We start from the raw sequence: 13,453 nt of genomic DNA on the forward strand, positions 1-13,453 counted from the left end.
CATGATTGAAGATATCGATCCAATCGAAACCCAGGAATGGATGGATGCTCTCGAATCCGTCGCCAAAAACGACGGTGACGAACGTGCGCGTTACCTCATGCGCGAACTCGGTTCCAGGGCTGCAGCGCTCGGTGTGCAGGATGCCACCACGCTTAACACCCCATACGTAAACACCATCTCACCTCGCGATGAAGTGCGCATGCCGGGTGATCTGTTCATGGAACGACGCATTCGTTCCTTCATTCGCTGGAACGCAATGGCAATGGTCATGCGTGCCAATGACAATGAAGACGCACTCGGCGGTCATATCTCCAGCTTCTCCTCCTCTGCAACACTCTACGATATCGGTTTTAACTACTTTTTTCATGGCCCTGAAGGCGATCGCGAATCCGACATGGTGTTCTTCCAGGGGCACATCTCACCGGGTATTTATGCGCGTGCTTACCTTGAAGGTCGTCTGACAGAAGAGCAGCTGGACAACTTCCGCCGTGAAGTGGATGGCAATGGTCTGTCCTCCTATCCGCACCCCTGGTTGATGCCGAACTTCTGGCAGTTCCCGACCGTTTCCATGGGTCTCGGCCCGATTCAGGCGATCTACCAGGCGCACGTGATGCGTTACCTGTCTGCGCGGGATCTGGTCAAGCGCGGTAACCGCAAGGTGTGGGCATTCCTGGGTGATGGTGAGTGTGATGAGCCGGAAACACTGGGGGCCATTTCACTGGCAGGGCGCGAGCAGCTGGAAAACCTGGTATTCGTGATCAACTGCAACCTGCAGCGTCTGGACGGCCCGGTACGCGGCAACGGCAAGATCGTGCAGGAGCTTGAAGGCGTATTCAAGGGCGCAGGCTGGAACGTGATCAAGGTCCTGTGGGGTCGTCACTGGGATCCGCTGTTTGAACGCGACACCACTGGTCTGCTGACCAAACGCATGAATGAAGTCTGCGACGGTGAGCTGCAGAACTACAAGGCCAACGGCGGTGCCTACACTCGCGAGCATTTCTTCGGCAAGTACCCGGAGCTGCTTGAGCTGGTGAAGGACATGTCCGATGACGAGATCATGAAGCTGAACCGTGGTGGCCACGACCCCTACAAGGTGTACGCAGCCTACCATGAGGCGATGAACAACAAGGGCCAGCCTACCGTTATTCTGGCTCAGACCGTCAAGGGTTACGGCACAGGCCAGTCCGGCCAGGCCAAGAATGATACCCACTCACTGAAGAAGGTGGCACTGGACGATCTCAAGGCGTTCCGTGATAACTTCAACATTCCGCTGTCTGATGATCAGCTGAAGGAAGTGCCGTATTACCGTCCGTCGCCGGACTCGCCTGAAATGAAGTACATGCTGGAGCGCCGCAAGCAGCTTGGCGGTTTCTATCCGGCACGTCGTACCGAGTTTGAACAGCTGGAAATTCCCGGGCTTGATGCCTTTTCCGGGCAGCTTAAATCCAGCGGAGAGCGAACCCTTTCGACTCAGATGGCGCTGAACCGTGTACTCAGCACCCTGGTCAAGGACAAGAGCATGGGGCAGCGTGTGGTTCCGATTGTACCGGACGAAGCGCGCACCTTCGGTATGGAAGGCATGTTCCGTCAGTTGGGCATATACTCTTCTGAAGGTCAGCGTTACGTTCCGCACGACTCCGACCAGATCATGTACTACAAGGAGTCCAAGAGCGGCCAGATCCTGCAGGAAGGGATTAACGAGGCAGGCGCCATGTCGGCCTGGATTGCGGCGGCCACCTCATATGCCAACAACAACTGCACCATGGTGCCGTTCTACATTTTCTACTCCATGTTCGGCTTCCAGCGCATTATGGACCTGGCCTGGGCAGCAGGTGACTCTCAGGCGCGTGGCTTCCTGATCGGTGCCACATCCGGGCGTACAACCCTGAACGGCGAAGGTCTTCAGCACCAGGATGGTCATAGCCATCTAATGGCGCAAATGATCCCGAACTGTGTCTCCTACGACCCGACCTATGGCTACGAGATGGCCGTGATCGTGCAGGATGGCCTGCGTCGCATGTATCAGGAACAGGAAAACCGGTTCTACTACATCACCACGCTGAACGAGAACTACCAGCATCCGGAAATGCCGCAGGGTGCCGAAGAAGGCATCATCAAGGGCATGTACCTGCTGGAAGAGGGCAAGGATTCCGATCTCAAGGTGCAGCTGATGGGCTGTGGTTCGATTCTGCGCGAAGTGCGCGAGGCGGCAAATATTCTGCGCGACGAGTTCGGTGTTGAGGCGGATGTATGGAGCACGACCTCCATCAATGAGCTGCGCCGCGATGCGCAGGCAGTCAGTCGCTGGAATCTTCTGCACCCTGAAGAGGATGTGTGCAAGTCCTATGTGGAAGAGTGTCTGGAAGGGCGTGAAGGCCCGGTGATTGCATCCACCGACTACATTCGCCTGTATGCGGACCAGTTGCGTGAGTACATCCCGCGCCGCTACAAGGTGCTGGGTACTGACGGCTTTGGTCGCTCGGATACCCGTGGCAAGCTGCGTGAATTCTTTGAAGTTAACCGCTACTACGTCACGGTTGCAGCCCTGAAAGCACTGCAGGAAGAGGGCAAGCTGGAGGCTTCGGTTGTCGCCAAGGCCATTCAGAAGTTCAACATCAACCCGGAAAAGCCGGCGCCCTGGACACTGTAAGTGGCAGGCGAGTGAACATCTGACTGGTTAAGCGAGAGGAATTATTGTGACTACCACTACTATTAAAGTGCCTGATATCGGCGGTAGCGAAAACGTCGACATCATCGAAGTATGTGTCAAAGAGGGCGACACCATCGCCGAGGGTGATTCTCTGATCGTGCTGGAGACTGATAAGGCCTCCATGGAAGTCCCCTCCACCCACGCGGGTGTGGTGAAGAAAATTGTTGTTTCAGAAGGCAGCACCTGTAACGAGGGTGACGTGATTCTGGAGCTGGAAACGGACGCGGAGGGCGGCTCTGAGCCAGCGGCGTCTGGTGAGTCTGCAGCGACGAAGGCGGAAGAGTCGGCGCCGGCATCTGAGCCCGAAGCGACCAAACAGGCGGCGCCCACGTCTGATTCCGGCAGCCGCATTGAGCAGGTGCTGGTACCGGATCTCTCCGGCGCATCTGATGTGGATGTGATCGAAGTGCTGGTCAAGGCCGGCGATGAAATCGCTGAAGGCGATAGTCTGATTACTCTGGAAACCGATAAGGCTTCAATGGAAGTGCCAGCCCCGATGGGTGGTAAGGTTGTTTCCATGAAGATTAATGAAGGCGATCAGGTTAATGAAGGCGACCTGCTGCTCGAGCTTGAAGTCAGTGGCGGCGCGTCCGGATCTGGCCAAAGTGACACTCCGGCTGCTGATGCATCGGTGACACCGTCTACTTCTGAGTCTGCAGCTGAATCTGCGCCTGCAGTTGCATCCGGTGGTGTGGAACAAGTGACCGTTCCGGACCTGTCCGGTGCCAGCGATGTAGACGTGATCGAAGTGCTGGTCAAAGCCGGTGACGAGATCGCGGAAGGTGACAGCCTGATCACACTTGAAACCGACAAGGCTTCTATGGAAGTGCCGGCTCCGAAAGGTGGCAGGGTCAAGACTGTCAGTATCAGTGAGGGCGATAAGGTCAATGAAGGTGATGTGATCATTGAGCTGGAAGTGGCGGGTGCTCCTGCCGCTGCCCCCAAGGCTGACACTTCCAAGGCTGCACCAGCGCCCGCTGCCAAGTCTGCATCGGCTGCTGCACCTGCCAAGTCGGCTGCTCCGGCAGCGGATAAGAATGTGGATCTTGGAGCGCTCGAGCAGAAGAACCGCAAGGTACATGCTGGCCCGGCCGTGCGTGCACTGGCGCGTGAGTTTGGCGTCGAGCTGGCCAATGTCTCCGGTACGGGCCGTAAGGGTCGTATCCTGAAGGAAGATGTTCAAGCCTATGTGAAGTCTGCGTTGAAGCAGCTGAGCGAAAAAGGTCCGGCTGCCGTGACCGGCGGCAGTGGTATTCCGGCCATTCCGGCGGTGGACTTCAGCAAGTTCGGTGAAACCGAGATGGTTAAGCTGAGCAAGGTGGACAAAATCACCCGTGACAACATGTCGCGCTGCTGGCTGAATATTCCGCACGTGACTCAGTTTGATGATGCCGATATCACTGAGCTTGAGGCTTTCCGAAAGGAAATGAAGGACGCGGCTGCGAAGGAAGGCGTCAAGCTGACCCCACTGCCGTTCATGATCAAGGCCTGTGCCATTGCGCTCAAGCGTCACCAGAAATTCAATGCATCGCTGCATCATGATGGTGAGCACATTGTCTACAAGAAGTACGTCAATATCGGTATCGCAGTGGATACACCGAACGGTCTGATGGTGCCGGTGATCAAGGATGCAGATCAGAAGAGCGTCTACGATCTGGCACGCGAAGCGACCGAGCTGGCCGGCAAGGCCAAGGATCGCAAGCTGAAGCCGAACGAAATGCAGGGTGCCTGCTTCACCATCTCCAGTCTCGGCGGTATCGGCGGCAATGGTTTTACGCCGATCGTCAATGCGCCGGAGGTGGCGATCCTTGGTATCTCCAAGGCGGATATCAAGCCGCGCTGGAATGGCAAGGAGTTCGAGCCGCGCCTGATGCTGCCACTGTGCCTGTCCTACGATCACCGTGCCATCAACGGTGGTGATGCCGGTCGTTTCCTGACCGACCTAAACGGGCTGCTGAGCGATATCCGTCGTCTGGTGCTCTGACCTGCTGTAATCGGCAAGGCTTGGAAATACGGCAATAAAAAAGGGGTGAAGATCCAGTGATCTTCACCCCTTTTTTCGTTGTGCCATAGCGCGGTGCAGGACCGGGATAAACTCGCGTGCCTCTAGCCGTAAAACGCCATTTTAACGATGAACAGGGCGGACAGTATCCAAAGCGCCGGATTAAGCTGATCAAAGCGCCCACTCAGTGCTTTGATCGCGGTGTATGAGATCAGACCAAAGGCGATACCGGTAGTGATGGAAAATGTCAGCGGCATGCTGACGGCGGCGATGACAACGGGCGCGGCTTCGGTGATGTCATCCCAGTTTATCTGGATCAGGCTGTGAGTCATCAGCACGGCAACGAACAGAAGGGCAGGGGCAGTGGCATAGGCCGGAATGGTGCCTGCCAACGGTGACATGAACAGGCAGGCCAGAAACAGGATGCCCACAACGACAGCCGTGAGGCCGGTGCGCCCGCCGGCAGCGATGCCTGCGCCGGATTCGACATAGCTGGTGGTCGTTGAGGTGCCCATGACCGAACCAGCCATGGTAGCGGTGGAGTCTGCCATCAGGGCGCGGCCCAGGCGTGGCAGTTTGCCATCGGGCGTCAGCAGCTTGCCTTTCTGAGCTACCGCGATGAGTGTGCCCGAGGTGTCAAACAGGTCCACAAACAGGAATGAGAAGATAACACTGACCAAGCCAATGCTGAGAGCGCCGGCTATGTCCAGTTGGCCAAGGGTGGGGGCGAGGGACGGTGGGGCGGAAAATACGCCGTTGAACTCTGTCTGGCCTGCTATCAGGCTGACCAGAGTGATGGCGAGAATGCCGATCATGACAGACCCGGTAACCTGGCGGTAATACAGAGCAGCAATCAGAACAAAACCGATGCAGGCCATGATCGCACCCCATTGTCCCATGTCTCCGATAGTGACCAGAGTGGCGGGGTTGTCCACCACAATGCCTGCGTTCTTGAGGCCGATAAAACCCAGAAACAGACCGATGCCTGCGCCAATGCCTGCTTTCAGTGCCAGTGGGATGCTATTGATGATCCACTCGCGAATGCGGAAAACTGACAGCAGGAAAAAGCAGACGCCGGAAATGAATACGGCACCCAGTGCGGTTTCCCAGCTGTAGCCCATCTGTCCGACAACGGTAAAGCTGAAAAAGGCATTCAGGCCCATGCCGGGTGCAAGCGCGATTGGGTAGTTGGCCCAAAATCCCATCACAAAACAACCGATGGCCGCTGCAAGGCAGGTGGCGACAAATACGGCGCCTGCATCCATTCCGGTACTGGCCAGCATCGAGGGGTTCACAAAAATGATGTAGGCCATTGTCAGAAAGGTGGTGATTCCGGCAATGACTTCAGTCTTGATGGAGGTGTTATGCTCTTTGAGCTTAAATATCCTGTCCAGCATGAGTGAGATATCCACAGATTACGGGAAAGGCGAAATTCTACCTGAGTCTCACGCAGTGATCAGTATTGAATATGATGAAAGGCGGGAAAGAAGATTGGTCGGGGTGACAGGATTTGAACCTACGACCCCTGCCTCCCGAAGACAGTGCTCTACCAGGCTGAGCTACACCCCGACAAAGCTGAAGCTAAGTAATTGTTCTGATTGGAGGATGGCGTGGGAGCGCCTCAATCAGGAACGGGGCGCATTATAGAGAGCCGGTGCCTGATTGCCAATAGGCGAGAGGTATTTTGTTAAGAAAATAAGTACACTCCTCAACGCTGATAACAGTGAAAAAGGGGGGGATATGCTGATTGGGTTGATGGTGCTGCTGATTTGTCAGCTGCTGGGTGAGTGGGTGGTGTTGGCGTTGGAGCTTCCGGTACCCGGGCCGGTAATGGGCATGGTACTGCTGCTGGTAGGGCTGGTGATCAAGCGACAAGTGCCGGACCTGATCCGGCAGCCATCCGAAGGTTTGTTGCGCCATCTGACGTTACTGTTTGTTCCGGCTGGTGTTGGTTTAATGGTGCATGCCGAGCTGATTGCGGCTGAGTGGCTGATTATTATGGTGGCGCTGGTAGTCAGTACAGTCGTCACGGTACTGGTGACGGCGCTGGTACTGAAACGATTGACTCGTAAGCTGGATATGGCCGCATTGGAGGAACGGCGATGAGTAGCTTTTGGGTCTATTTTGCCGCCAAGCCCCTGTTCTGGATTATTGTCACCATTGCCACTTTTCTGTTCAGTAGTTGGCTTAATTGGAGGGTGGGAGGCACGCCTCTGCTACACCCCGTGCTGGTAGCACTGTCGCTGATCATTGTTTTTCTCCAGCTGACCGGAACGGACTATGACACCTATTTTAGTGGTGCCCAGTTCATTCATTTTTTGCTGGGGCCAGCAACAGTCGCCCTCGCAGTACCGCTGTATGACCATTTTGAACGGGTCAAGAAAATGTTGGTGCCGTTACTGGTTGCGTGTTTGTGCGGCGCGGTAACCGCCAGTGCATCGGCCATCCTTGTGGCCTGGGCATTGGGCGCATCCGAAGGGATGCTTTTGTCATTGGCACCCAAATCCGTGACTTCACCGATCGCCATCGGGATTGCCGAGAAAATTGGTGGTTATCCTTCGTTGGCAGCGGGTCTGGTACTGATTACCGGTGCCATCGGATGCATTGTTGCGCCCCCGCTTTTTCGGTTGCTCAAAATCGAGGATGATGCCGTGAAGGGGTTTACCCTGGGGGTTTCAGCTCATGGTTTTGGTACGGCGTATGCTTTTGAGTTCAGTACGCTGGCCGGTGCTTTTTCCGGGCTTGCGATGGGGATGACCGGGTTGCTGACCGCTTTTCTGGTGCCGGTGTTGGTACGAATATTCGGGCTGGGGTGACCTTGAATACGGCGGCTTGCGTAACAGCCGTGTTGCGGATTTGCGAAAACCGGTCTGCAGCAGTAAAGTTCGCCCCCGTTGTGGCGTTCATAAACTGACCAGAGGTGCAGACTGAAGATGACCCCGCTTGAACGATACCGTAAAGACCTGGAACGTGAAGACTTCTCCTATGATTCGACTCAGGAGATGGCGGTCGGCCATCTGCAGCGCCTGTACGATGAGCTGGTAGCGGCTGAACGGGCGCCAAAGCCCGGTCTGATGCAGCGTTTGGGCGGAAGGATCAAGCGTACGCCACAGGAGCCGGTCAAGGGGTTGTATTTCTGGGGTGGTGTCGGACGGGGCAAAACCTATTTGATGGATACCTTCTATGACAGTCTGCCGTTTGAGCGCAAGATGCGGACCCACTTTCACCGCTTTATGCAGAGGGTGCACCATGAGCTCAAAGCGCTGGATGGAACCAAGAACCCGCTGACTGAAATTGGTCGCAAGTATGCGCAGGAGGCACGCATCATCTGCTTTGATGAGTTTTTCGTGTCCGATATTACCGATGCGATGATTCTGGGTGGATTGATGCAAGAGCTGTTCAACAATGGAGTGTCGCTGGTGGCAACTTCCAATATCGTTCCTGACGGGCTCTACAAGGACGGTCTGCAGCGTCAGCGTTTTCTGCCGGCCATTGATATGCTCAAGCGTTTCACCGAAGTGGTCAATGTGGACGGGGGAGTCGACTATCGTCTGCGCGCGCTGGAGCAGGCCGAACTCTACCACTGGCCGCTGGATGCAGCTGCCGACGAGAGCCTGAGTCGCAGTTTTGAAAGCCTCGCGCCCGACCTGGAGGAAGAGCAGTATGGTGCCCAGATAGAGATAAATGGTCGCAAGCTGCAGGCGCGGCGTCTGTGTGAGGATGTAGCCTGGTTTGATTTCAATGCACTGTGCAAAGGTGCGCGCTCACAGAACGATTACATCGAGCTTGGCAAAATCTATCATGCTGTGCTGCTCAGTAATGTTCCCCAGTTGGGCCGCAAGAATGATGATGCTGCTCGCCGATTTATCAATCTGGTCGATGAGTTCTATGACTCAGGCGTCAAGCTGATCATCTCCGCGGAAGTGCCGATTCATGAAATCTATACCGAAGGTCGGCTTTCATTCGAAATTGAGCGTACCCAGAGTCGTCTGCTGGAGATGCAGTCGCATGAATATCTGGCGCGTGAACATCGGGCCTGAAAGCACTTTTCAAGCAGGGTTGAAGCAAGTATAATGCGCGCTCCCTGAAAGTAGGGTGCCGAAAAAGTGTACGTTAGCGGCTTTGCTGCTAACCAATAACTATAAGGTAAGTCGGAATCTCGGATTCGAGACTTAAATTGTAAGGTGAAACCATCCATGAAAACTTTTACCGCCAAACCGGCCGAAGTAAAACGCGACTGGTATGTTGTGGACGCAGAAGGTAAAACTCTGGGTCGCCTGGCAACTGAAATTGCCCGTCGTCTGCGTGGCAAGCACAAGCCGGAATACACTCCGCACGTTGATACCGGTGACTACATTGTTGTAGTGAACGCTGAAAAGGTTCACGTAACCGGCAACAAGCGCAATGACAAGATGTACTATCGTCACTCCGGTTTTCCGGGTGGCCTGAAGGAAGCCAACTTCAACAAGATGGTACAGACCTTCCCTGAGCGCACGATTGAGCTGGCTGTAAAGGGCATGCTGCCGAAAGGTCCTCTGGGCCGTGCCATGTACACCAAGCTGAAAGTCTACGCTGGTGGCGAGCACCCGCACCAGGCTCAGCAACCGAAAGAACTGAACATCTAAGGGGAAGGCGAAAATGTCTACTACTCAGTATTACGGTACCGGCCGTCGCAAAACCTCTACTGCTCGTGTCTTCCTGCGCCCGGGTACAGGCAAGATCATGATCAACAACCGTACTCTGGAAGAGTACTTCGGTCGCGTGACTGCACGTATGATCGTCAAGCAGCCGCTGGAGCTGACTGATAACGTCGAAAAATTCGACGCGCACATCACCGTCAAGGGTGGTGGTGGCTTCGGTCAGGCCGGTGCTATCCGTCACGGCATCACTCGTGCTCTGATGGAATATGACGAAACTCTGCGTGGCGCCCTGCGTGAAGCGGGCTACGTTACTCGTGACGCACGTATGGTTGAGCGTAAGAAAGTGGGTCTGCGCAAAGCACGTAAGCGTCCGCAGTTCTCCAAGCGTTAATTTGCCTGCGGCATTGCCGCGTTATGGCAGCGAAAAAAAAAGCCTGCAGCCTTATGGTTGTGGGCTTTTTTTGTATTTGGGGTCAGGTCAATGAATGCTGCGTTCGCCTAATGGAGGGTTCTTTTTACCTTGTAAAAAAAGGGTATTTTCTTTAATATTCGGCGCATTTGAACGAACCGGTTTTTGTGTTTTTTCATGACTGAGCGGTCCGCAGGTCTTTTGTGTCCGTACAAAAGCGGCGGGTCGATTGAGGGGAGATGAAGTTAATGAGCAATGACGGCGTGAATAAGGGTCGACGTCGTCTCCTGATCGGTGCCACATCTGCAGTAGGTGCAGTGGGCGCTGTCGGAGCGGCCGTCCCGTTCGTGGCTTCCTGGAATCCGAGTGCCAAGGCGAAAGCTGCCGGCGCTCCTGCAAAGGCGGATATCAGCAAGCTGGAGCCAGGTCAGCAGATGATCGTGGAATGGCGTGGCAAGCCGGTATGGGTTGTGCGTCGTGGAGAGGAAGCGCTGGCGAATCTGGAAAAGCTGAATGATCGTTTGGCTGACCCGGCTTCCGAGAAGCCGCAACAGCCGGATTATATTCCGAAGACTGCTGCTCGTGCGATGCGTCCTGAAATCGCCGTTATGGTGGGTATCTGTACTCACCTGGGTTGCTCTCCGACCTACCGTCCTGAAGTGGCTCCGGATGATCTGGGCCCTGAGTGGCTGGGCGGCTTCTTCTGCCCCTGTCATGGTTCGCGTTTTGACCTTTCGGGCCGCGTGTACAAATCCGTACCGGCGCCGACCAACCTGGTCATTCCGCCCCACTCTTATGAAGACGACAACACACTGATCGTCGGTGTTGATCCGGAGACTGCATAATGGCTGGCACACGAAATAAAGGGAATCCGGGCCTGATGGGCTGGATCGACGACCGCTTCCCGGCAACTGCCATGTGGGAAGATCATCTGTCCAAATACTACGCACCGAAGAACTTCAACTTCTGGTATTTCTTTGGCTCTTTGGCGCTGTTGGTACTGGTTAACCAGATCATTACCGGTATCTGGCTGACCATGAGCTATAACCCCAGCGCTGAAGGCGCCTTCGCCTCCGTCGAGTACATCATGCGTGATGTTGAGTATGGCTGGCTGCTGCGCTACCTGCACTCCACAGGGGCCTCTGCCTTCTTCGTTGTGGTCTACCTGCACATGCTGCGCGGTATTATGTACGGCTCCTACCGCAAGCCGCGTGAACTTGTGTGGATCTTCGGCATGACGATCTACCTGGCGCTGATGGCTGAAGCCTTCATGGGTTACCTGTTGCCCTGGGGGCAGATGTCCTACTGGGGTGCGCAGGTAATCATCTCCCTGTTTGGTGCCATTCCGGTTATTGGTCCGGACCTGCAGCAGTGGATTCGTGGTGACTTCCTGATCTCCGGCATTACGCTGAACCGTTTCTTTGCACTGCACGTGATCGCGCTGCCGATCGTGATTCTGGCACTGGTTGTCCTGCACATCATCGCCCTGCACGAAGTGGGTTCCAACAACCCGGATGGCGTTGAAATCAAGGACAAGAAAGACGAAAACGGCGTGCCGCTTGACGGTATCCCGTTCCACCCGTACTACACCGTGAAAGACATTGTGGGCGTGGTGGTGTTCCTGTTCGTATTCTGTACCGTTGTGTTCTTCTTCCCTGAAGGGGGGGGTTACTTCCTCGAGAAGCCGAACTTTGAACCGGCCAACGCGCTGAAGACACCTAACCACATCGCACCGGTCTGGTACTTCACACCCTTCTACGCCATGCTGCGCGCGGTGACTTTCCCGATGTTCGGTCTGGATGCCAAGTTCTGGGGTGTAGTGGTCATGGGTGCGGCAATTGCCATCCTGTTTGTACTGCCTTGGCTGGATCGCAGCCCGGTCAAATCAATCCGCTACAAGGGCTGGCTGAGCAAACTGTGGCTGGCAATCCTGATCGTCAGCTTCGTGATCCTGGGTGTACTGGGTGTGCTGCCTGCAACTGAGGGCCGTACCATTATGTCCCAGATCTGCACAGTGCTGTACTTTGCGTACTTTATCCTGATGCCGTTCTATACACGCATGGAACGCACTAAACCGGTTCCGGAAAGGGTTACAGGCTAATGAAAAAGTTCCTTATTACTCTGCTGATGGCGCTGGCCCCGATGACGGCAAGCGCGGCTGGCGGCGCCGGGGTGCCGCTGGACAAGATTGATATCGACCTGAACAATCAGGCATCTCTGCAGCGCGGTATGCAGACCTTCGTCAACCGTTGCATGGGCTGTCATGAAGCCGGCTACCAGCGCTTCGAGCGTTCGGCTCAGGATTTGGGCATGCCAAATGAACTGGTTGAGCAGTATCTGATTTTTGATCCCGAACGTAAAATCGGTGATCACATGAAGATTGCCATGGCCAAAACCGATGCAGCTGGCTGGTTCGGTGCACCGCCGCCGGATCTGACGCTGGAAACACGCCTGCGTGGCTCTGATTGGGTGTACACTTACCTGCGCAGCTTCTATGCTGACGAAAACCGTCCTTGGGGCGTGAATAACGCTGTCTTCCCGGATGTTGGTATGCCTAACGTACTGGAAGATCTGCAGGGTAAGGTGGTTAACCACTGTTCACCAGCAGAACTGGCGCACGGCGGCAACGATGAAATCGATCCGCTGACCGGCAAGAAAATGGGTGGCTGTCTGACTGTTTCCGAAGCCGGCTCTCAGTCTGCTGAAGAGTTTGATCGTACCATCTATGACTTGGTCAACTTCATGACCTACATGGGTGAGCCGTCACGTATGGAGTCCGAGCGTATCGGCTTCAAGGTACTGATCTTCCTGGCGATCCTGTTCGTCTTCGCCTTTGCTCTGAAGAAAGAGTACTGGAAAGACGTACACTGATCCCCACGGGGTTGGCACGTCCAATACTACGCGGTCGCAAGGCCGCGTAGATTTTTTGTTTCTGCACGCAATATTTTTATGGGGATAGTTCGATGGGAGTAGTGGCAAAGCGTTCTTCCATGACCTTTTACTCTGATGGTACCGACCATTACAGTCACCGTGTACGTATCGTACTCTGTGAGAAAGGTGTGGCAGTCGATATCGTCGAGTGCAAAGAGAATGAGCTGCCGGAGGATGTGGCAGCGCAGAACCCGTACAGCGCGCTTCCGACTCTGCTGGATCGGGAGCTGGTGTTGTATGAACCGAATGTGATGATGGAGTATCTTGACGAGCGCTTCCCGCATCCGCCGTTGCTGCCGGTCTACCCGGTTGCACGCGCCGAAAGCCGTCTCTACATGCATCGTATTCAGAAAGACTGGTGTGCGCTTGTGGATCAGATTCTTCTGGGTGAGGGGACTGATGCCGAGCTGGATGCCGCTCGCAAGGAATTGAGCGACAGTTTGGTAGCGGTATCGCCGATCTTTGCCGAGAAGCCTTTTTTCATGAGTGAAGAGTTCACCCTGGTGGACTGCTGTATTGCCCCGATTCTTTGGCGTTTGCCTCAGTTGGGTATTGAGCTGCCGGAAGCGCAAACGCGTCCGCTGCAGAAATATATGCAGCGCCTGTTCGAGCGTGAGTCGTTCCAGGACAGTCTGTCCGAACTCGAGCGCGAAATGCGCGACTGAGAGAGTCGAGACCGGACAACAGGGGGATGAAGGTAACTTCGTCCCTTTTTTATATCAGGACGTAAGATATGCCATTGTTGCTTCTGGCGCTTTGGC

General features: G+C 55.1%; 12 protein-coding genes and 1 tRNA gene. 11 read left to right on the forward strand and 2 right to left on the reverse strand.

Going from position 1 to position 13,453, the window contains the following annotated elements:
* Nucleotide 1 precedes the first annotated feature (1 nt).
* Both aceE and aceF read left to right on the forward strand, forming a co-directional pair.
* On the forward strand, nt 2-2,650 hold the full coding sequence (aceE, locus tag BLV48_RS07990) for a pyruvate dehydrogenase (acetyl-transferring), homodimeric type (RefSeq protein WP_091825634.1): 2,649 nt from the start codon (nt 2-4) through the stop codon (nt 2,648-2,650).
* A 46-nt stretch (nt 2,651-2,696) separates the two neighbouring features.
* Nucleotides 2,697-4,694, forward strand: coding sequence for a dihydrolipoyllysine-residue acetyltransferase (gene aceF, locus BLV48_RS07995; RefSeq protein WP_091825637.1), 1,998 nt, complete (start codon nt 2,697-2,699; stop codon nt 4,692-4,694).
* A gap of 122 nt (nt 4,695-4,816) precedes the next feature.
* Here aceF and BLV48_RS08000 read toward each other — a convergent pair whose 3' ends face one another.
* Nucleotides 4,817-6,109, reverse strand: coding sequence for an NCS2 family permease (locus tag BLV48_RS08000; protein ID WP_091825639.1), 1,293 nt, complete (start codon nt 6,107-6,109; stop codon nt 4,817-4,819).
* A gap of 95 nt (nt 6,110-6,204) precedes the next feature.
* Nucleotides 6,205-6,281 (reverse strand) — tRNA-Pro (locus tag BLV48_RS08005).
* Between the two features lie 171 nt (nt 6,282-6,452).
* On the opposite strand from BLV48_RS08005, the gene BLV48_RS08010 reads away from it, so the two are divergent.
* The 9 genes from BLV48_RS08010 to BLV48_RS08050 all read left to right on the forward strand — a co-directional run bounded on the left by BLV48_RS08010 (nt 6,453) and on the right by BLV48_RS08050 (nt 13,357).
* Nucleotides 6,453-6,818, forward strand: coding sequence for a CidA/LrgA family protein (locus BLV48_RS08010; protein WP_091825642.1), 366 nt, complete (start codon nt 6,453-6,455; stop codon nt 6,816-6,818).
* Nucleotides 6,815-7,528: an LrgB family protein gene (locus BLV48_RS08015; RefSeq protein ID WP_091825645.1), complete on the forward strand. Its 714-nt coding sequence runs from the start codon at nt 6,815-6,817 to the stop codon at nt 7,526-7,528. Before BLV48_RS08010 ends, BLV48_RS08015 begins: the two co-directional genes overlap by 4 nt.
* Nucleotides 7,529-7,645: 117 nt before the next feature.
* Nucleotides 7,646-8,752 carry a cell division protein ZapE gene (zapE, locus tag BLV48_RS08020; protein ID WP_091825648.1) on the forward strand — a complete coding sequence of 369 codons (1,107 nt, stop codon included), beginning with the start codon at nt 7,646-7,648 and terminating at the stop codon, nt 8,750-8,752.
* Between the two features lie 156 nt (nt 8,753-8,908).
* The gene (gene rplM, locus BLV48_RS08025; RefSeq protein WP_091825651.1) at nt 8,909-9,337 is read left to right on the forward strand and encodes a 50S ribosomal protein L13; all 429 of its coding nucleotides are present in this window, start codon (nt 8,909-8,911) and stop codon (nt 9,335-9,337) included.
* Between the two features lie 13 nt (nt 9,338-9,350).
* A complete protein-coding gene (rpsI, locus tag BLV48_RS08030) occupies nt 9,351-9,743 on the forward strand; it encodes a 30S ribosomal protein S9 (RefSeq protein WP_091825654.1) in 393 nt (130 codons plus the stop codon).
* Between the two features lie 266 nt (nt 9,744-10,009).
* Complete coding sequence (petA, locus tag BLV48_RS08035; protein ID WP_091825806.1) at nt 10,010-10,606, forward strand: ubiquinol-cytochrome c reductase iron-sulfur subunit; 597 nt, start codon at nt 10,010-10,012, stop codon at nt 10,604-10,606.
* The gene (locus BLV48_RS08040) at nt 10,606-11,862 is read left to right on the forward strand and encodes a cytochrome b (protein WP_091825657.1); all 1,257 of its coding nucleotides are present in this window, start codon (nt 10,606-10,608) and stop codon (nt 11,860-11,862) included. The genes petA and BLV48_RS08040 overlap by 1 nt, the downstream gene beginning before the upstream one ends.
* Nucleotides 11,862-12,632, forward strand: coding sequence for a cytochrome c1 (locus tag BLV48_RS08045; protein WP_091825659.1), 771 nt, complete (start codon nt 11,862-11,864; stop codon nt 12,630-12,632). The genes BLV48_RS08040 and BLV48_RS08045 overlap by 1 nt, the downstream gene beginning before the upstream one ends.
* 92 nt (nt 12,633-12,724) lie before the next feature.
* A complete protein-coding gene (locus tag BLV48_RS08050; RefSeq protein WP_091825662.1) occupies nt 12,725-13,357 on the forward strand; it encodes a glutathione S-transferase N-terminal domain-containing protein in 633 nt (210 codons plus the stop codon).
* Nucleotides 13,358-13,453: the final 96 nt, after the last annotated feature.

Origin of the sequence: Marinobacterium iners DSM 11526, from assembly GCF_900107855.1 — a bacterium.
GTDB lineage: Bacteria > Pseudomonadota > Gammaproteobacteria > Pseudomonadales > Balneatricaceae > Marinobacterium > Marinobacterium iners.